Annotated in this window: 21 protein-coding genes, 5 tRNA genes, 1 other RNA gene and 1 pseudogene; all 28 read left to right on the forward strand. The window is 52.1% G+C overall.

Translation table 11 applies throughout. The features are described from left to right. Positions 1 to 31: 31 nt before the first annotated feature. The 28 genes and pseudogenes from QMD53_02110 (at position 32) to ffs (ending at position 16,276) form a co-directional block, all read left to right on the forward strand. Positions 32 to 1,345, forward strand: a complete 1,314-nt coding sequence (locus QMD53_02110; GenBank protein ID MDI6799466.1) for an MFS transporter — start codon at positions 32 to 34, stop codon at positions 1,343 to 1,345. 57 nt (positions 1,346 to 1,402) lie between these two features. Beyond that, positions 1,403 to 1,490, forward strand: a tRNA-Ser gene (locus tag QMD53_02115). A 121-nt stretch (positions 1,491 to 1,611) separates the two neighbouring features. Next, positions 1,612 to 2,019 (forward strand): DUF134 domain-containing protein, encoded by a 408-nt coding sequence (locus tag QMD53_02120; GenBank protein ID MDI6799467.1) that lies wholly within the window; start codon positions 1,612 to 1,614, stop codon positions 2,017 to 2,019. Positions 2,020 to 2,079: 60 nt separating this feature from the next. Beyond that, positions 2,080 to 2,454 (forward strand): NifB/NifX family molybdenum-iron cluster-binding protein, encoded by a 375-nt coding sequence (locus QMD53_02125; GenBank protein MDI6799468.1) that lies wholly within the window; start codon positions 2,080 to 2,082, stop codon positions 2,452 to 2,454. 87 nt (positions 2,455 to 2,541) lie between these two features. Next, positions 2,542 to 2,635: transfer RNA gene (locus tag QMD53_02130), tRNA-Ser, on the forward strand. Positions 2,636 to 2,680: 45 nt separating this feature from the next. After that, positions 2,681 to 2,757: transfer RNA gene (locus tag QMD53_02135), tRNA-Arg, on the forward strand. Positions 2,758 to 2,818: 61 nt separating this feature from the next. Next, complete coding sequence (tadA, locus tag QMD53_02140; protein MDI6799469.1) at positions 2,819 to 3,265, forward strand: tRNA adenosine(34) deaminase TadA; 447 nt, start codon at positions 2,819 to 2,821, stop codon at positions 3,263 to 3,265. A 50-nt stretch (positions 3,266 to 3,315) separates the two neighbouring features. Beyond that, a tRNA-Ser gene (locus QMD53_02145) sits at positions 3,316 to 3,408 on the forward strand. 104 nt (positions 3,409 to 3,512) lie between these two features. After that, a complete protein-coding gene (locus QMD53_02150) occupies positions 3,513 to 3,893 on the forward strand; it encodes a hypothetical protein (protein MDI6799470.1) in 381 nt (126 codons plus the stop codon). Between the two features lie 475 nt (positions 3,894 to 4,368). Then, the gene (locus QMD53_02155) at positions 4,369 to 4,563 is read left to right on the forward strand and encodes a hypothetical protein (protein ID MDI6799471.1); all 195 of its coding nucleotides are present in this window, start codon (positions 4,369 to 4,371) and stop codon (positions 4,561 to 4,563) included. 110 nt (positions 4,564 to 4,673) lie between these two features. Then, positions 4,674 to 4,883, forward strand: a complete 210-nt coding sequence (locus QMD53_02160; protein ID MDI6799472.1) for a hypothetical protein — start codon at positions 4,674 to 4,676, stop codon at positions 4,881 to 4,883. Positions 4,884 to 4,949: 66 nt separating this feature from the next. Continuing rightward, on the forward strand, positions 4,950 to 5,147 hold the full coding sequence (locus QMD53_02165; GenBank protein MDI6799473.1) for a hypothetical protein: 198 nt from the start codon (positions 4,950 to 4,952) through the stop codon (positions 5,145 to 5,147). Further along, positions 5,129 to 5,653, forward strand: coding sequence for a hypothetical protein (locus QMD53_02170; GenBank protein MDI6799474.1), 525 nt, complete (start codon positions 5,129 to 5,131; stop codon positions 5,651 to 5,653). Before QMD53_02165 ends, QMD53_02170 begins: the two co-directional genes overlap by 19 nt. A 78-nt stretch (positions 5,654 to 5,731) precedes the next feature. After that, entirely contained in the window at positions 5,732 to 6,313 is a 582-nt protein-coding gene (locus tag QMD53_02175; GenBank protein MDI6799475.1) for a methyltransferase domain-containing protein, read from the forward strand. Positions 6,314 to 6,425: 112 nt separating this feature from the next. Further along, positions 6,426 to 6,836 carry a transcriptional repressor gene (locus QMD53_02180; protein ID MDI6799476.1) on the forward strand — a complete coding sequence of 137 codons (411 nt, stop codon included), beginning with the start codon at positions 6,426 to 6,428 and terminating at the stop codon, positions 6,834 to 6,836. Between the two features lie 56 nt (positions 6,837 to 6,892). Then, complete coding sequence (locus QMD53_02185; protein MDI6799477.1) at positions 6,893 to 7,543, forward strand: 4Fe-4S binding protein; 651 nt, start codon at positions 6,893 to 6,895, stop codon at positions 7,541 to 7,543. Positions 7,544 to 7,564: 21 nt separating this feature from the next. Beyond that, complete coding sequence (gene bchL / locus QMD53_02190) at positions 7,565 to 8,383, forward strand: ferredoxin:protochlorophyllide reductase (ATP-dependent) iron-sulfur ATP-binding protein (GenBank protein ID MDI6799478.1); 819 nt, start codon at positions 7,565 to 7,567, stop codon at positions 8,381 to 8,383. Then, the gene (locus QMD53_02195; protein MDI6799479.1) at positions 8,380 to 9,648 is read left to right on the forward strand and encodes a nitrogenase component 1; all 1,269 of its coding nucleotides are present in this window, start codon (positions 8,380 to 8,382) and stop codon (positions 9,646 to 9,648) included. Before bchL ends, QMD53_02195 begins: the two co-directional genes overlap by 4 nt. Next, positions 9,645 to 10,844, forward strand: a complete 1,200-nt coding sequence (locus tag QMD53_02200; GenBank protein MDI6799480.1) for a nitrogenase component 1 — start codon at positions 9,645 to 9,647, stop codon at positions 10,842 to 10,844. Before QMD53_02195 ends, QMD53_02200 begins: the two co-directional genes overlap by 4 nt. A gap of 62 nt (positions 10,845 to 10,906) precedes the next feature. Continuing rightward, positions 10,907 to 11,000: transfer RNA gene (locus QMD53_02205), tRNA-Ser, on the forward strand. A 167-nt stretch (positions 11,001 to 11,167) separates the two neighbouring features. Continuing rightward, positions 11,168 to 11,875 carry a hypothetical protein gene (locus tag QMD53_02210; protein MDI6799481.1) on the forward strand — a complete coding sequence of 236 codons (708 nt, stop codon included), beginning with the start codon at positions 11,168 to 11,170 and terminating at the stop codon, positions 11,873 to 11,875. Then, a complete protein-coding gene (locus QMD53_02215) occupies positions 11,868 to 13,127 on the forward strand; it encodes a DUF4153 domain-containing protein (protein MDI6799482.1) in 1,260 nt (419 codons plus the stop codon). Before QMD53_02210 ends, QMD53_02215 begins: the two co-directional genes overlap by 8 nt. A gap of 102 nt (positions 13,128 to 13,229) precedes the next feature. Next, entirely contained in the window at positions 13,230 to 13,448 is a 219-nt protein-coding gene (locus tag QMD53_02220) for a hypothetical protein (protein ID MDI6799483.1), read from the forward strand. 49 nt (positions 13,449 to 13,497) lie between these two features. Then, entirely contained in the window at positions 13,498 to 13,698 is a 201-nt protein-coding gene (locus tag QMD53_02225) for a YdeI/OmpD-associated family protein (GenBank protein ID MDI6799484.1), read from the forward strand. Positions 13,699 to 13,783: 85 nt separating this feature from the next. Further along, a pseudogene (locus QMD53_02230) lies at positions 13,784 to 14,431 on the forward strand (ElyC/SanA/YdcF family protein). A gap of 624 nt (positions 14,432 to 15,055) precedes the next feature. Further along, positions 15,056 to 15,493 carry a hypothetical protein gene (locus QMD53_02235; protein ID MDI6799485.1) on the forward strand — a complete coding sequence of 146 codons (438 nt, stop codon included), beginning with the start codon at positions 15,056 to 15,058 and terminating at the stop codon, positions 15,491 to 15,493. Positions 15,494 to 15,632: 139 nt separating this feature from the next. Next, positions 15,633 to 15,917: a hypothetical protein gene (locus QMD53_02240; GenBank protein MDI6799486.1), complete on the forward strand. Its 285-nt coding sequence runs from the start codon at positions 15,633 to 15,635 to the stop codon at positions 15,915 to 15,917. A gap of 95 nt (positions 15,918 to 16,012) precedes the next feature. Then, an RNA gene (ffs, locus tag QMD53_02245) (signal recognition particle sRNA large type) lies at positions 16,013 to 16,276 on the forward strand. Positions 16,277 to 16,383 lie beyond the last annotated feature (107 nt).

Here is a 16,383-nt window from a genome sequence, read left to right on the forward strand (position 1 = left end):
GGCGATGGCCATTTTAAATGGAGGCCAAGGGTTGGAGAAAGAAAAAGACGAAAGACCCATAGAGGTCCTGGCGACCGAAACCATCGAGGCAGAAACGGCCCACCCCGAGCCGAGGGTTGGCGCCCCGGTGGCCAAGGGCCTAAGGCGCCTCTTTGCCTCGCTCCTTTCGCGCGATTTTCGCTACTTCTTTCTGGGGGCGGTCTTCTCCAACGTTGGTACCTGGGTTCAGACGGTTGCCCTCGGCTGGCTAGTCTATGAGATCACCAAGTCCTCCTTCTATCTAGGTTTCATCAACTTCATCGGGAGCCTGCCCGTCCTGATCCTTGCCCTTTTTGCCGGGGCGATCGCCGACCGTTTGAATCGCAAGCTTTTGGTCCTCTGGACGCAAGGATTTCTGATGGCCTTCGCCTTTGTGCTGGCCATCTTCACGTCGCTTAGGCTTGCGACGATCTTCAATATCGGGGTCATAAGCTTTTTTGCCGGAATCGCCATGGCTTTCAGCTTTCCGGCTTGGCAGGCTATGATCTCGGACATCGTACCCAAAAAGGATCTTTTGAACGCCATCGCCTTAAATTCGGCGCAATTCAATACGGCCCGCCTGATTGGACCATCGGTGGCCAGCCTGATTCTCTCCAGCATGGGGATTGCAGCCTGTTTCTATGCCAACGGCATAAGCTACTTGGCCGTCATCGGAGCGCTCCTAGTCATCGGGGGCAATTTTGCTCCTCACAAGGGGAACGGTGAAAAGATCCTCTCTCACGCCCTGGGCGGCATCAGATACGCCAAAGAGCACAAAGCCATAGCCATCCTGCTTTTGGCCATGGCCGTCCTGATAGTCTTCGGCATGCCGTTTGCCGTGTTGATGCCGGTCTTTGCGGCTGAGATACTTGAGGTTGGGGCCAAAGGGATGGGCTTTCTTTTGGCCGCAAACGGCTTTGGAGCCCTTGTCGGCTCCTTGAATGTGGCCTACGTCTCGTCCGGGGGCAAGAAGAATGGGCTGATCGGGCCGGCCCTCTTCATCTTCGGCCTTGCTCTGGTCGTCTTCTCCCTCTCCAAGAACTATGCCCTCTCTCTTTTGATGATGGTCATCTCGGGGGCCGCCTTTTCGACCGTCGCCTCCTCGATAAATAACGCTCTGCAATCTGGCGTGCCCAACGAGGTGAGGGGCAGGGTCATGGGCATCTTCGTCTGGATATTCTTAGGCCTCATGCCGGTCGGAAGCCTCATTTTCGGCTCGGTGGCCGAAGTCATCGGCGCGCCCCTTGCGGTATTGATCGGGGCCATCTCCTGCATAATTATGGCGGCAGCCCTCATCGTAAGGCCCGCCTTGATCATCGAGGCTTAGAGGTAATACCCACTTTTATTGCTCTCTTTTAAAAGGTAAAATATTCCTGCCCTTTGCGGAGGGGTGGCTGAGCGGCTTAAAGCGGCGGTCTTGAAAACCGTTGTCGCTAACGCGACCGGGGGTTCAAATCCCTCCCCCTCCGCCACTAATCTTTCTGGGACAAGCCTAAGCCGCATTTCCCAAGTCCCACGGTGCTCCGGTTTGACAAAAACCAAAAATGCTAATAAATTATTGGCATATGCTATTTATTATCGAAAGGGCTCAAATTGGTAAGACCGGTCAAGTGCAGAAGGGTCTCCTTCGCTCCGGATCACCGTTATTTCAAGCCGGCCGGCGTCCCCTTAAGCGAGCTTGCCGAAACTGTACTCAGCCTAGATGAGCTCGAGGCGGTCCGCTTGGCCGACCTGGAAGGGCTTTATCAAGAAGAGGCTGCAAAGAGGATGAACGTCTCGAGACAGACCTTTGGCAACATCCTCTCTTCGGCCAGGAGAAAGATCGCCGAATCTTTGGTTGAGGGCAAGGCATTAAAGATCGAAGGGGGCCAGGTTCACCTGGCTGCAAAGAGAATCTTTACCTGTCATGACTGCGGCCACAGATGGGGCCCATGCTTTGGAGAGCGGCGGCCGCTCGGATGCGAGGTCTGTCAAGGCAAAAATATATACCGCTCAAAATGACCGGCCTAAGCCTCTTGTCAAAACCGGTAAGGTCGGACAAAAACCTGAAAGGAGAGAGAGATGAGAATATGTATCCCAACCAAAAACGATGAGGGCCTAGCCTCGATAGTCTATGGTCACTTCGGGAGCGCCCCCTACTTTTTGGTCTACGATACGGAGACTTCCAAGATGGAGGCGATAAACAACTCCGACCAAGGCCACGAGCACGGCAGGTGCAAGCCTTTGGCCTCTTTTGTTAACCATCCGATAGATGCCGTGGTAACCGGAGGAATCGGTCTTAGGGCTATGGAACGTTTAAGCCAAGGCGGCGTCAAGGTCTATCGCATGGTCAGTGAGCCCACCGTTTTAGAGGTGATTGAGAAGTATCGCCAGGGCTTATTGGAAGAGATAGCCCTAGATGATGCCTGCTCCCACGATCACGACTGCAATCATTAGTTACGCCAACAGGGGCAAAACTTAAAACGCTATTTTTACTCTAAGACTGGAAAATGTGACCCATCCGAGGTAAACTGTATATCGCTCGGAGAGGTCGCATAGTCGGTCTAGTGCGGCCGCCTGCTAAGCGGCTTGGGGGTTATAAGCTCCCTCGAGGGTTCGAATCCCTCCCTCTCCGCCATCTTGCTTTTATCGGCTTAAGCCTTGCCGATCAGTATTTATAGATGCGCCTGTGGCTCAATCGGATAGAGCATTGGACTACGAATCCAAAGGTTGCAGGTTCGAATCCTGCCAGGCGCGCCATTACATCATCGGATGAGACTTAAGGGGTCTCATCTTTTTGGTTTTTGGGGAGGAAAGTTCGGTGACTGACGAGGATTTCATGCGGGTTGCGATAGGGCAAGCGCAAATGGCGGCCGCCTCTGGCGACGTTCCGGCCGGAGCGGTGATTGTCCTGGGTGATGAAATCATCGCGAAAGCCCATAACGAGCGGGAGAAGAGGAACGATCCGACGGCCCATGCGGAGGTTTTAGCCATAAAGGCGGCCGCCGAAAAACTTGGCCGCTGGCGCCTTACCGGCTGCAAGATCTATGTGACCAAAGAGCCCTGTCCGATGTGCGCCGGAGCCATCTACCAGGCCAGGCTCGACGAGCTCATCTTCGGAGTCCAGGACGCCAAGGCCGGGGCGGCCGGCTCGCTCTTTAACATCACGGGTGATCCTCGCCTAAACCACCGGGTCAAAGTGAAGAGCGGCGTCTTAAAAGAGGAATGCAGGGCCCTCATACAAGATTTCTTCAAAGCAAGAAGATAAATCATCTTGCTTGAGGACGGGCAAAGGTTGTAACCTTATAGGGCGAAAACGGAGGGGTGGCTGAGTGGCCGAAGGCGGCGCTCTCGAAAAGCGTTAAGCTCCTAATCCGAGCTTCGAGGGTTCAAATCCCTCCCCCTCCGCCAGCTTTGTTTCTTCCGCTCCGTGATTCTAAGAGCTTCTCCAGCTTTGCAAACTATAAAATGGACAGTAATTCTTCCGACGCCAATGCATACAGGAAAATATAATTATGAAGGACCAAATACTCTTATATCGTGAAATGTGTGATGCAGAAAAAGTTCAAACCCTACAAAGGGGAATGAATTATCGATTAAATACAAAGTGCTCGGTGATCTTAATGTCTCAACGCTCTAACGCACCATATAATGACAAAATACATGATGATGGAATTACCATTGAATATGAAGGCCATGACATCCCGAGAACAAAATACGAAATGAATCCGAAGGAGTATGATCAGCCATATGTAACGATAACCGGGCGACTTACACAAAACGGGCTTTTTGCCAAAGCCGCAGAAGATTATGAGAACAAGAGACGCGAAGCAGAAATTGTCAAGGTTTGTGTAAAAAATCCTTTTGGGCGCATGGTCAGAAAAAGGATTTTTTAGGCTTGTAGACTTTTGCTACACAAGCGATGGGAAGAGAAGAGTTTTTCGTTTTGTGCTCGAAGAGACAATAGTTAATTTTGAAAATAAGAACTCCAAAGAGGATAGATTAAAGCCCAGAACAAGGGTTATCCCAACGCAAATAAAGAAGATCGTTTAGGAGAGGGATAATGGTAGGTGTGTTATATGTGGGGCAAGGGACGAGCTCCACTTTGATCACGACCTTACTTACTCAAGGGGCGGAACCAGCATTTCGCCAAAGAACGTTAGAATTCTTTGCGCAAGACATAACTTATCTAAATCAGCAAAGATTGAATGGTCTTCATAAAATCTATTTGTATCCAACGCGGACATAAATTTTTTGCCTATCCCTTAAGCTTTCTCTCAGCTTTCCTTGCTATCCTAAGCCACACAACAACCTTGATGGTAAAATGTTTATGCAAGCCTTTTGCCATCCAAAAACTTGGAGGTGTTAACGATGGCACGGGACAAATGTAAGACCAACATCGTAGTCGATATCGCTTCAGCGGTCGCCTTCCTTCTCTCCTTGGTCTCGGGGATGGTCCTCTGGCTGGTCCTTCCTTCGGGCTCGGGCTTTCAGGGGGGCGCGGGAGCGGCGGGGCCGCCTATCTTCTTGGACTCGGCAGACACGACTGGCTGGCCATCCACATAGTTTTTAGCGTGGCCTTGGCGCTTTTGGTCGGATATCACCTGATCCTTCACTGGTGTTGGATCAAGAGGATTCCGGCTATGATGGAGAAGTAAACGATCAAAGGAGGCTAAATGGGCATATTCGGATGGGCAAACGAGAGGGCAAAGCTTTTCGGCAACTTGCTCGACATAAAGCTTCTGGCCTTTACCGCCTTCATGCTCGGGCTTATCTTGGCCAAACCCTTTCCAGTCATATTGAGCCTGGATATCTGGTGGTATCTGATCATCTTCATCATGATTTCAGCTCGCACCTATTACGTGATGTTCTTCAAAAAGCTATGATGGTAATTGGGTCAGGCTTAGCCTAAGCGGGCAGGCTTCTGTCGGAATCTTAAGGGGGGTTGATTTATGGATAAAGCCGGTAAATTAAAGCTCTTTTCGATTCTAAATTTTTGTATCTATTTTGCCATGGTTTATGTAAATTACCTGGCCGTAGCTCTGCCTCTGGGCGGCCGGGCGACCCTAGAGCTCTCCGATAAATACCCGAGCCTCTTTACGCCGGCCTTACCTTCTCCATCTGGGGTCTTATGTATACCCCTCTTCTGATCTTCGTCATTTACGGCCTCAAGGAGGCCCTTGGGGGCGGTCAGGAAACTGACTTCTTGGCCAAAATCGGACCCCTCTTCATCGTATCGTCGCTTGCCAACGTCTCCTGGATCTTCGCTTGGCACTTTGAGAAGGTCGCCCTTTCGCTTCTCATCATGCTCGTCATCCTCGCAAGCCTGATCGTAATCTACCTGCGCCTTGGCACGGGAGCTTCTCAACCGTCAAAAGGAGAGGCCCTCTTCGTTCGACCCGCATTTAGTATCTATCTGGGTTGGATATCGGTTGCCACCATCGCCAACGTATCGGTCCTCCTCTTGAGCTTGGGCTGGAATGGATTTGGCATAAGCGCTGAATCCTGGACGGTCCTCATGATCGCTGCCGCCACCATCCTTGGATTGCTAGCCGTTAAGCTAAAGGGGGATATCTTCTATGCCCTGGCGATATATGCTGGGCGCTCCTTGGGACCATCATCAAGAGGCTTTCGGTGGGGCCCTCTCCCATCATGAGCATAGCCTTTACCGCCGGGGCGGGACTGGCAATCATTTTGCTCTTTGCTACCTATAAGATGTTTTTAAAAGGGGATAATGGCTCATAAATTCGATCCCAAAAAGATGCATAAGCTCGACTCGGCCGAGAGGAGGAGGCTTCCTCCAAAGGAGACCCTCTTAAAGCTCGGCCTGCGCGAGGGAGACGCTGTGGCCGATATCGGAGCCGGTATCGGCTTCTTCTCATTTGCGGCAGCCGAGATAGTCGGCAAAGCGGGCCACGTTGCGGCCTTCGATATCTCGCCCGAGATGATAGATGAACTTAAGGTTCGAATCGAGAAGGCAAAAACCCAAAACGTCTCAGCCATCCTTTCAAAAGAGTACTCCTTCCCGGCCGAAAAGGGGACCTTCGACTTCGCGCTCATGGCCAACGTCCTTCACGAGGCCCAAGATAGAGCCCTCTTTTTGAAAGAGGCGGCGGCCCTTTTGAAGGCGGGCGGAAAACTTGCCATTATAGAGTGGAAGAAGAACACCTTAACTGCTCTGGTCGGGCCGCCGCTGGGCGAACGCTTGACCGAGGCCGAAGTTTTGGCATTGCTTATCGAATTAAACTTTGCAGACATCAGCGCCATCGACCTCTCAAGCAACCATTTTGCGCTAACGGCCGTGAAATCTCATTGATCATTTAATTCCCTCTCCAGCAAAAGATTAAATATTCTCATGACAAAGATTTGTAATAATTATTGATTAATAGCGATTATTTGCTAAGGTTATTTGAACCCAAGGAGGCGACTTGATAGCCGAAGAGAAGATAGAAAAGCTGAAAGAAGAGGGTCGCGTCCCAACCATCCAACGCCTGGCTGTGCTCGAGTTCATGGAGGGCAACTTAGGTCATCCCACCGTGGAAGAGGTATATAGGGGTCTTAAGGACAGATATCCCTCCCTCTCACAGGCCACCGTCTATTCTACCCTGGAACTCCTTCGAGATCTCGGTCTCTTGCGTGAGCTGACCATTCTGCGCTCCAAGGTCTGCTACGATTCGATAATCGAAGCTCACCATCATTTTTCTTGCAAGGCTTGCGGGCGCGTCTTTGACGTCGCTGTCGATTGCGCTATTCCCAAAAAGGATCTGATTCAAGGCAACAAGGTCGATGAATTCCAGGCTTATATCTACGGCACTTGCTCAAATTGTTTAGAAGGGTGATTTTGAGAAGAAGATAAAGTTTTACAAAAATCGGTCAATCAACAACGGAGGAGTCAATGAAAGAGATCTGCATCGAACAAGCTAAGAGAAAAAGCATTCAAAGCCATGCGTGGCTACTTCTTCCCCTGATAGTCTTTGGCGGGCTTAAGTGGCCATATTTGGGCTTTGGGGTCCTTGCCATGATGGGCTTTTTCCTCGTCATGGCGGCGATCAAAGGGAGGCACTGGTGCGGCTGGTTCTGTCCGCGCGGCTCATTTCTCGAGCGCATACTGGAGAGGGTGAGCTTAAATGGGAGAGTGCCCGCGCTGCTCAAAACGGCCCCCTTTCGCTGGAGCGTATTTGCTCTCATGATGAGCTTTATGTCGTTTCGTCTGATTGGGACGGGCGGAAACCCGGTTAAGATCGGCTCGGTCTTCATAACCATGTGTATCATCACCAGCATATTGGCGATAGGGCTAGGCCTCATCTTCAAGCCGAGGTCCTGGTGCAGCTTCTGTCCGATGGGAACCCTTCAAGGGGTCTTGGGCGCAAGCAAGAATCTGGTCTCGATAGGTGAGGATTGTATCGACTGCGGCGCGTGCGGGCGGGTTTGTCCGATAGGTACGGTCGCCATGGATTTCAAGGATAGCGGCCGCGTCGCCAGCATCGATTGCTTGCGCTGCAGAGAATGTTTGGCCAAGTGCCCGGTCGGCGCCCTTGATTGTTAATCTAAAGAACGGGGAGCACGCATGAAGCTGGTGATATATGGCAAGGGCGGAATCGGCAAGTCCACGACGACCTCGAATTTGGCCGTCGCCTTTGCCAGGCGCAAAAAGAGCGTTCTGCAGATAGGCTGCGATCCCAAACACGACTCCACCTTTCCGATAGCTCACAGTCTGATACCGACCGCAACCGAGGTCCTAGCCGAGAAAGATTTCAACTACGATGAGGTCGACAAGGACGACATCATCTTCACCGGTTATGAAGGGATAGCCTGCGTCGAGGCGGGCGGTCCGGCGGCCGGGGTCGGTTGCGCGGGATATGTGGTCGGAGAGACGATTGGGCTCCTTAGCGATCTTGGCGCTCTGACCGCCTACGATATAATCCTCTTTGATGTCCTTGGCGACGTCGTCTGCGGCGGCTTCTCGGTGCCGCTTCAACATGCAGATTACGCGGTAATCGTTGCGACTAACGATTTCGATAGCCTCTTTGCGGCCAACCGGATCGCCGCCGCCGTGGCTCAGAAGGGCAAGTCCTATCCGGTAAAATTTGCCGGCATGATCGCAAACCGCTGCAGCAAGAAAGATCTCATCGATGCTCTTTCGGCTAGGCTCGACTCCAAGACGATAGGCCTTATCGAAGAGAACTCCTCAATCCGTACCTCTCGTCTCGGCGGCAAGACCATCTTCGAAGCGGCCGAGAGCGACCCTGCCCTTGTGGCGCTTACCATGCCCTACATAGAGATAGCCGATTATCTGCTCTCAAACCCTGCCGCCCAAGAGACCCTGCCCCTCTCAGACCGCGAGGTATTTTCCCTCCTTACCGAGATTGAGTCCGCGGCCAAATGAGTGAGGAGGCAAGGCTTGCCGTCTGCTACTATTCATGGTGTCCGCTCGCCGCTATCGGCTGGTTTTCCAGAAGATTTGAAAATATTCACTTCATAAGCATCGGCATGCGCGAATGCGCTCACTTCATCCAGATGGGGCTTTCTCGCCGAGGAGAACACGGGCTTTGCTTCTCTTTGGCCCTGCTCGAGGAGGAGGAGATCGCCACGGGTGAAATATATGAGCCGCTTTTAGAGATTGCCAAGGAGGCGGTTGGGGGTGGAGCCGAAATCATCGTCCTTATGGGCTCCTGCGCTCTTGAGATTATGAAGCTCGACCTAAAATCTCTGGTCAAGAGGCTGGGCGAGGAGCTTGGCGCAAAGGTTGTGGCCGCTCAATCTAGCGGCTTCTTCAAGGGCGAGGGGGAGGGGGAAGATATCATCATCTCGGCCCTTTTGGAGTTGATTAGTCCAAGCAGCGACGTCCAAGGTAGCCGAGGGGTTGTCCTCCTCGGTTCGGCCTCCAAGGAGACGGCGGCCGTTTTAAGGGCCGAGATGGAGGCGCTCGGCATCTCCTTTGGCGGCTTCTTTCCCGGCAATAGCCCCTCTGATATGGCCAGGATCTCTAAAAGTTCTCTGGTTGCCCCGCTCTACCCCTATCTCTCCAAGAGCCTTCGAACGGTCAAAAATATTTTTGGAGCAACCATTTTGAGCTCGCTCTTTCCTCTGGGAGCCGACGGATCTGAGGATTTCTACGGAGCGATCCTTCGCAAATTATCGCTGGACCCGGCCCCGCTTGCCGAAATGGCCAAGGAGGCTAGGGAGGAGGCGGGCGAGCGGGCAGCCCACCTGATGGAGAAGACGATCATGATAATTGGAAGCGGTCTTATAGAGCTGCCGCTCGCCCGCCTCTTTGCAGATCTTGGCCTAGGCGTTTTCGAGGTTAGCACGCCGAGCTTAAATGGCAGCCTTGCGGCGGAGCTTAATCGGTTGAAAGAGCTTGGGGTTGAGGTGATAGAGGGGGCCGATCTTTACGATCAGGTCAAAAGGGCCAAAGAGGCGGGGGTAGATCTGGTCTTTGCCCATCTCTCCTTGGCCAACTTCTTGAAGGAGAGCGGCTTTCTGACCGTGCCGAGCGCCGCCTATTTGCGCCTGGAGATGCTTGGTCTCGCTAACTCCAAAAATATCGTCGAGCCCGACCTCTACGGGAAACTGACCGGTCTTGCTCCCTTCTATCCCAAAGAACTCGAGAAGGATCAGGTCATCACCATAAAGGGGCTTGGCCGATGAAGAGCGCAAAGTGGCTCTATGAGGGGCCGGCTATTTTTGGGGCGGCCATGATGACGGCAAGCCCTCGCGGGGCAAGCCTCCTCATTTTGGGAATGCTCGGCGACGGCTATCCTCTTTCCGAAATCGGTTTGGGCTTTGAAGTGGGCCGCCTTCCCGTCTCGACGATCGCCCTCGGGCGGCGCGAGCTCTCGCTGGGGGCCCAAGAGAAGTTTTTGGCCGCCCTAAAGCGTCAGGACGAAGTGGTTTCCAACGGGGTTATAATGGTTGCTCAGAGCGGGGCAGCCAGCCTCTTGAAGGAGGATATCCCTCTAATGGTTCGAGATTTTGTAAGCCAAAATCAAAACCGCCTCCTTCTTTTAAGGGCTCACCCCATCCGAGATCTGGAATATGGGGCGGCAGAAAAGAGCCTGCTTCAATTGGTCGAAGAATTTGCAAGGGGCAAAGAGCGGAGCGAGCGTCCCTCGGTAAACATAATCGGGCCCAGTCTTCTGGATATCAACGCAAGGGGCGACGCCTTGGCCATGAGGGCCCTCATCGAATCCCTCGGGGCCCAGGTCAGCGCGCTAATCCCTCTCGAGGCGGATTTGAGCGATTTTGCCGCCCTTCCGAGGGCCTGGGCTAACGTTACCACTTCGCCCGAGGTCTCCTTGGCCAGCCTCAAGTTTTTGCAGGAGCGTTTCGGCCAGCCCTATCTTCTGGACCTGCCGATCGGCTTTGAGGGGAGCGAGCGCTTCCGCCAAAACTTGGCCGAGCTTCTTGGCCTTGTGCCCCCAGCCCCCCTTACGGCGAGCCTCACCCAGGTGAAGGCCGACATGCGAGTTGCCGTCTTTGCCGGAGCCGGCAGAGCCCTTGGCATCGCAAGGTTTCTGAAAGAGGAGGCCCGCCTCAAAGAGGTTTTGGCCGGCACCTTCTTGAAAGGTTTTAAGGACTACTTTGAAGGCGGCCTAAAGGAAACCGGGGCCAAAACCTTAGTAACCGACGATGCGAGTAGGGTCGACTCAATCCTTGAAGATTTCTCTCCCGATCTTATCCTTGGCACCTATAACGAATGGATGTGCGCAGAGCGGCTTGGGGCCGCTTTCATGATGATAAGCGCGCCCGCAGACCGCTTCCATTTCGTCCAGGCGAGCCACTCCTTTTTGGGCCCCAAGGGGGCCGAAAGACTTACCAGCCTTCTTGGGCGAGCTGCCTCTTAAAAGATTTCTTGACGGATGGCGATAAATCTTTTAACTTTATTATCTCGTCCAATCCTTCAAACGGAGGGGTCGCATAGCCCGGCCTAGTGCGCGCGACTGGAAATCGCGTTGGCGGCTCAAACCGCCTCGAGGGTTCGAATCCCTCCCCCTCCGCCACCAAATATGTCTCTTCCCCATTTTAGCTATACGCATAATAAGCTAAGGCTTCTCGATGGTTATTTCTTGTGTCAATTAAAAAATTATCTAATAGTGAAAAAAAGATATATAATGTTTGTCTAATATGGCACAGGTCCGGCAAATCTGGAGGCTAATGCATGAAGCGGTTGCTTGTCTTCATTTCTATTGGGCTCTTGCTCTCATTTTCACGAGTTTATGCTGCTGATGCATTGGTTAGGATGCTTCAAGCAGACGAACACGAATCCTTTCAGCAGGATCAAGATGCCTTTATCGTTGGCAAGCTGATTGGAAAGAACGATTTAGGCTTCGAGGTAGAGGTTCTAAGGGTTCTAAGCGGCAGCGTTATTGCAGACGTCATCATCGTTTCGAGTGATTTTACCTATGGCTGGGATGACCCTTACGAGCGAAACATGCGAGAGCCGCACATTGGTGACTTCTGCGTATTTTCCTTAAAGAGAGCGGGAGGCCTTTATAAGAAAGCTTGGGGCATTTTTAAGGCGGATAGTGGCGACCATAACACCTTAAACCTAGTGCCTGCTAATGCGCCTGCCTGGAGTATGCTTGGCAGTCTTGCCTGCATCGAGTGGTACACAAATTCGGGGGGTGAGGAGAATGACTTTTATTTCGTTGAGAACGAAGTATACACAAAACGCCCGGATGGTCAGGATGTCAGAATATATCCACCACCCTATTATCAGGATAAAAGCCTTACTCATCCCCATGAGGCGGAGAGTGATTTAAGTGAGAGGGTGCGCTACATTTCAGTTGGAGCGCTCGTCCTCTTTGGCGCGGGCTCGACAGCTTTCTTGAGCAAAAAAAGAAAAGACAATGCCCAAAGGAGATCAAATGGATAAAGGGGTCATCGAGAACTTAAAAAACCCGGAAAAATTGGAGAGGCTTTACCGGGCCGACAAAGAGGGTTTTATCGCGGCCTTTAAGGAACTTGACCCCGAGAGCCTAGGCGGGGCATACGGTTTCTGGCAGGCTCGAATCAGCGCGGATGAAGAGGGAACCGTTGAGCGGAAAGAGCTTATAGTCAAGGGGCATCCACCCATCCACATCGTCATCATGCTCGCCCTTTTAGCCGGGACGCTGGCTAAACTTCCGGCCATCTTCGGCATAGACGAGCTCTTCTTTTACTCCCGCTTTGCAGGTCTCATCCTTTTCGCGACTCTTAGCGCCTACTTTTTCTTACGGGCCAGTCTGGACAAAAAACTTCTAGCAACCACTGCCGCCATCTTTTTCGCCTCGCTCGTCTGGATGAATTTCATTCCAAATCCTCAAACCTCAGATACCAGTCTTCTTTCCATGCTCCATTTGCCCGTCCTTCTCTGGCTGGTAACCGGGGTAGCCTTTGCTGGTGGGAACTGGAAGAGCGCCAGCGAAAGGATCGATTACATAAAATTCAACGGCGAGCTCCTGGTCTTCATAGCGATTATCCAGATAGCCGGGATGATGCTGACCGGCATGACAACCGCGCTCTTTATGGCCATGGGCATCGACATCGCCGACTTCTACGTAAGGTGGATAGCGGTCTACGGCGCTGCCGCCATGCCGATCGTCGCCGCCCACCTGGTGCTGCTCCGCCCAAAGGACGAGATGCGGATATCTGCTGTAATTGCCAAGATTTTCTCCCCGCTCTTTCTTATCACCCTAACCATATATCTTATCGTGATGATAGCCCAGAGAAGGAGCCCCTTTACCGACCGGGATTTTCTTATCGTCTTCAACGCGATGATGCTCTTCGTCCTTGCGCTGGCCATCTACAGCATCACCGAGAAGGGGCGGGGCGCAGAAGAGAGGTGGCTCGATGTAACGATAGTCGGTCTGCTTACCCTCGGCTTAATCGTGGATGGAGTCGCCCTTTCGGCCATCCTATTTCGTCTGGCCTCCTATGGGCTGACTCCAAATCGGGTCGCCGTGCTTGGCTTAAACCTCATCACGATGGCAAATGTCGCTTACCTTGCATATTCCTACCTTCAATTTACCTCTGGTAAAAAGGACCTAAGTGGCGTCATGAAGGTCGTGGCCGATTTCTTGCCCATCTACGGCGCCTGGTCGGTCTTTATCACCTTCGTCTTTCCGGTGCTATACTGGTTTAAGTGATCCATGGTCGGGGGCCAGTTTCGTGCAAAGACGGACCAAGAAGGTTTTAACCTTCGTCATATTGACTTTTTTCTTTTATTTCCAATCTTTTCTTACGTACGCTTGAAGGCCAATTCGGTCATCGCGGCCTCTGTCATCCACGGCTCGCTCAACGGCAGCCTGGGTCTTTCGCTCATGGTCATCAAGGGCGGAAATGATTTGACGGTCGGCGGGACCGGATTTGCCGGATTCATAGTCCTTGGCCTGACAAACCTTTTGCTCTTCACCTACGATCGCTATCTTGCCAAAGAGAGTCTTGCGCTGAGCAAGGCTCTGGGGTGATTCTTTGGTGGAGGATAAATTCAAGAACTTAAAGAGACCCCGCCATCCGATGGACGAATTCATCAAGGAGGCATTGATTGAAAATGGCCTGATGGAGAAGTATCTTGAGCGGCCCGCCTATCAGCAGAACGATTACATCGGCTGGATAACGAGAGCGGTTAAGAAAGAGACCAAGCAAAAGAGGTTGAGCCAAATGCTTAGCGAGCTCGAAGATGGCGGCCTCTACATGAAGATGAAGCATAGAGGTTAAATCGATAGCCCCCGACCCTTCAAACGCAAGCCCTCTTTTCTGTTAAAATCTTATTTTCGATGTCAACCCAAATCACAAGGAGATCATGAAAAAGATAAAAAAAGGCTTCAAAATCGTTGTAGTAATTGCCATCGCCATTAGTCTTATCGCCTTGGCATCCATATTTTTGGCCAATCTTACCATCGGCAAAGTGACCGACGGGCTCGTCTTTGACGACGTGGGCGATGTCCCCCACAAGAAGGTCGGACTGCTCCTTGGCACGTCGCGCTATGTGGCAGGCGGGCGCAACAACGTCTACTTCTGGGGCCGGATAAATGCGGCCGTCCAGTTATATGAGGCGGGCAAGATAGAATACCTGATAGTTAGCGGCGACAATCATGTAAAAGAATATAATGAGCCGGTCGCCATGCAGAAGGCCCTCCTGGATAAGGGCATCCCAAAAGAGAGGATGTATCTCGATTATGCCGGGTTTCGCACCTACGACTCGGTGGTCAGAGCCGATAAGATCTTTGGGCAGAAGGATTTCATCGTTATCTCGCAGGAGTTTCACAATCGCCGGGCCATCTATATCGCAAAGAAACTGGGCTTGAGCGCCGCCGGCTACAATGCGAAGGGGGCCCTTGAGATGAGCACGAAGGTCCGCGCCCGCGAGGCGCTTGCCAGGGTTAAGGTCTTCATAGATCTTTTAACCGGAGCTGAGCCTAAGTTTTTGGGCGAGGAGATAGAGATAGGCGCCAAAGAGCCCGCCTATCCGATCGAGGGCGAGGCGGCCAGAGAGATGATAGAGAATAGGGCTAACGAGGCGATCGGCTCTCTTGCCCAGCGCGACATTGAATCATTTTCTAGGCTTATCCATCCCGAGAAGGGGGTTCGCCTTACCCCTTACGCCTACGTGGATGAGGAGAAGGACCTCATCTTTACGGCAAGGGATTTTGAAGATTTCTTGACCGATGGCGGAAAGCACATCTTTGGCGCTTACGATGGTACCGGTAAGCCGATGGAGCTTAGCGGGGGTGAATATTTTGATAAATTTATCTACAGCCGCGATTTTGCCCATCCCGAGGAGATGAGCTATAACCAGGCGATCGGGAGCGGCAACTCGCTTGAGAATCAGTTTGTGGTCTATCCCAAGTCGATAATCGTCGAGTACTATTTCTCCGGTTTTGATGAGGAGTATGCCGGCTTGGACTGGGAGAGCCTTCGTTTGGTCTTTGAGTGGCGAAGCGGGGACTGGTATGTCGTTGGCATAATTCACAACCAGTGGACCATCTAGGACGGAAGAGGCTGTGCAACCAAAAATGGTGGTCGTAAACGACCTGATGCAGAGAGGGGATACGAATATCTCTTAGCCGAGCCGATGGGCAAAAATTTTCATCCCGATTTTAAGCCCGAGCTCAGCCCGGAAGAGCTCCTTAAGATGGGCATCTTTGGCGGAAAATATATGACCGACTGCGGGGGCGAATTTCCCAAAGGCTGGTACCTTGGAGCTAAGCTTTGCTCGGAGCTTCACGATCCCGCCATAAACTTCTTTGGCGTCAATGCCTCCAAACCCTGCTCCTGCTGGATCGAAAGGGGCTGGATCTACCCGGAAGATCCCAGGGGTTGGTTTCAATGGTATTGCCGCTATTATATGGGGCGGCGCTCGGAATTTGACGATTTTCAGATCAAGCGCTGGAAGGCGACAAGGCGCCACATCGCTCAGATAGAAAAGAACTGTTTGAAAGGTGATCTCTCTTGCCGGCCAAGGCAGCGGCAGGTGCTTCTCCATTGGGCCTATGAGGGGCGGCTGGTTTGAAGCTCTTTGCCGGTATTGGCTAGAACAAAGTCTTTCAATGGTCTAAAATTATAAGCAAACGACTATTTTTTCGAAACTGCCCTTTAAGCCGGTAAGCGGTGAATTTATATCAAACTTGTGAGCAGGGGGAGGTGATACCATGAAAGAAATAAAGAAAATCGATGTACTCTCAGCAGGCAAAATGTCGGCAGTTTTGGGCGCAGTTTTGGGTTTATTAAATGGCATCTTAATGTCGTCCATATTTGGTGCACTGGGTGGCATGATGGGTGGCCAGGGGTTCGGATATGGCTTCGGCATTTCTGGCTTGATAACAATAGTTATAAGTTCCATCATTGGTGGCTTCATCGCGGGAGCCGTAGGCGCCCTAGTCTATAATTTTGCTGCCCCTTTGATCGGCGGAATAAAAATAGAGCTTGGCGAATAATAAAATCCGGCTTAAAGGGCTTCTTCCTTTACCATTCTTATTCGCCCACCCTTAGAAGCAAAGAGCAAACAAGGATTATGTTATAATCTCTCTGACCGTGCTAAGCGGGGAGTTAGCGGTGCCCTCTACTCGCAATCCGCTATAGCGAGGCTGAATCCCCTCCCTAGGCATTGGCCGTGAGTTCGAGCCTTGAACACGTGGCGTTGAAGGTTGGGCCCCGTGCGACGGCAACTTGCAAACCCCGTCAGGTCCGGAAGGAAGCAGCGGTAAGCAAGATCTGCCGGGCGCCGCGGGCAAACCTGGCCGGAGCTAACGATCCAGGGCTTCCTCGTGGTTTTTTGTCGAAGGAGGGTGCACGGTCTAACCCTACCCCCTTTCTTTTGGCGGCCCTTTTCAAGCTCTTTTAGATTTGGTGATTCCTACCTAACTGGTACTGTGATATGATACCTTTATGCTTGATAACCAG

The organism is Actinomycetota bacterium, assembly GCA_030017835.1.
Taxonomy (GTDB): Bacteria; Actinomycetota; Aquicultoria; order UBA3085; family Oleimmundimicrobiaceae; genus Yes70-04.

Excerpts from the sequence above, each read along its gene's own strand:
- QMD53_02125 (MDI6799468.1), top strand. The coding sequence starts at position 2,080 with ATGAGAATATGTATCCCAACCAAAAACGATGAGGGCCTAGCCTCGATA.
- QMD53_02150 (MDI6799470.1), top strand. The coding sequence starts at position 3,513 with ATGAAGGACCAAATACTCTTATATCGTGAAATGTGTGATGCAGAAAAA.
- QMD53_02155 (MDI6799471.1), top strand. The coding sequence starts at position 4,369 with ATGGCACGGGACAAATGTAAGACCAACATCGTAGTCGATATCGCTTCA.
- QMD53_02160 (MDI6799472.1), top strand. The coding sequence starts at position 4,674 with ATGGGCATATTCGGATGGGCAAACGAGAGGGCAAAGCTTTTCGGCAAC.
- QMD53_02165 (MDI6799473.1), top strand. The coding sequence starts at position 4,950 with ATGGATAAAGCCGGTAAATTAAAGCTCTTTTCGATTCTAAATTTTTGT.
- QMD53_02170 (MDI6799474.1), top strand. The coding sequence starts at position 5,129 with ATGTATACCCCTCTTCTGATCTTCGTCATTTACGGCCTCAAGGAGGCC.
- QMD53_02175 (MDI6799475.1), top strand. The coding sequence starts at position 5,732 with ATGGCTCATAAATTCGATCCCAAAAAGATGCATAAGCTCGACTCGGCC.
- QMD53_02185 (MDI6799477.1), top strand. The coding sequence starts at position 6,893 with ATGAAAGAGATCTGCATCGAACAAGCTAAGAGAAAAAGCATTCAAAGC.
- bchL (MDI6799478.1), top strand. The coding sequence starts at position 7,565 with ATGAAGCTGGTGATATATGGCAAGGGCGGAATCGGCAAGTCCACGACG.
- QMD53_02195 (MDI6799479.1), top strand. The coding sequence starts at position 8,380 with ATGAGTGAGGAGGCAAGGCTTGCCGTCTGCTACTATTCATGGTGTCCG.
- QMD53_02200 (MDI6799480.1), top strand. The coding sequence starts at position 9,645 with ATGAAGAGCGCAAAGTGGCTCTATGAGGGGCCGGCTATTTTTGGGGCG.
- QMD53_02215 (MDI6799482.1), top strand. The coding sequence starts at position 11,868 with ATGGATAAAGGGGTCATCGAGAACTTAAAAAACCCGGAAAAATTGGAG.
- QMD53_02225 (MDI6799484.1), top strand. The coding sequence starts at position 13,498 with ATGGACGAATTCATCAAGGAGGCATTGATTGAAAATGGCCTGATGGAG.
- QMD53_02235 (MDI6799485.1), top strand. The coding sequence starts at position 15,056 with ATGGGCAAAAATTTTCATCCCGATTTTAAGCCCGAGCTCAGCCCGGAA.
- QMD53_02240 (MDI6799486.1), top strand. The coding sequence starts at position 15,633 with ATGAAAGAAATAAAGAAAATCGATGTACTCTCAGCAGGCAAAATGTCG.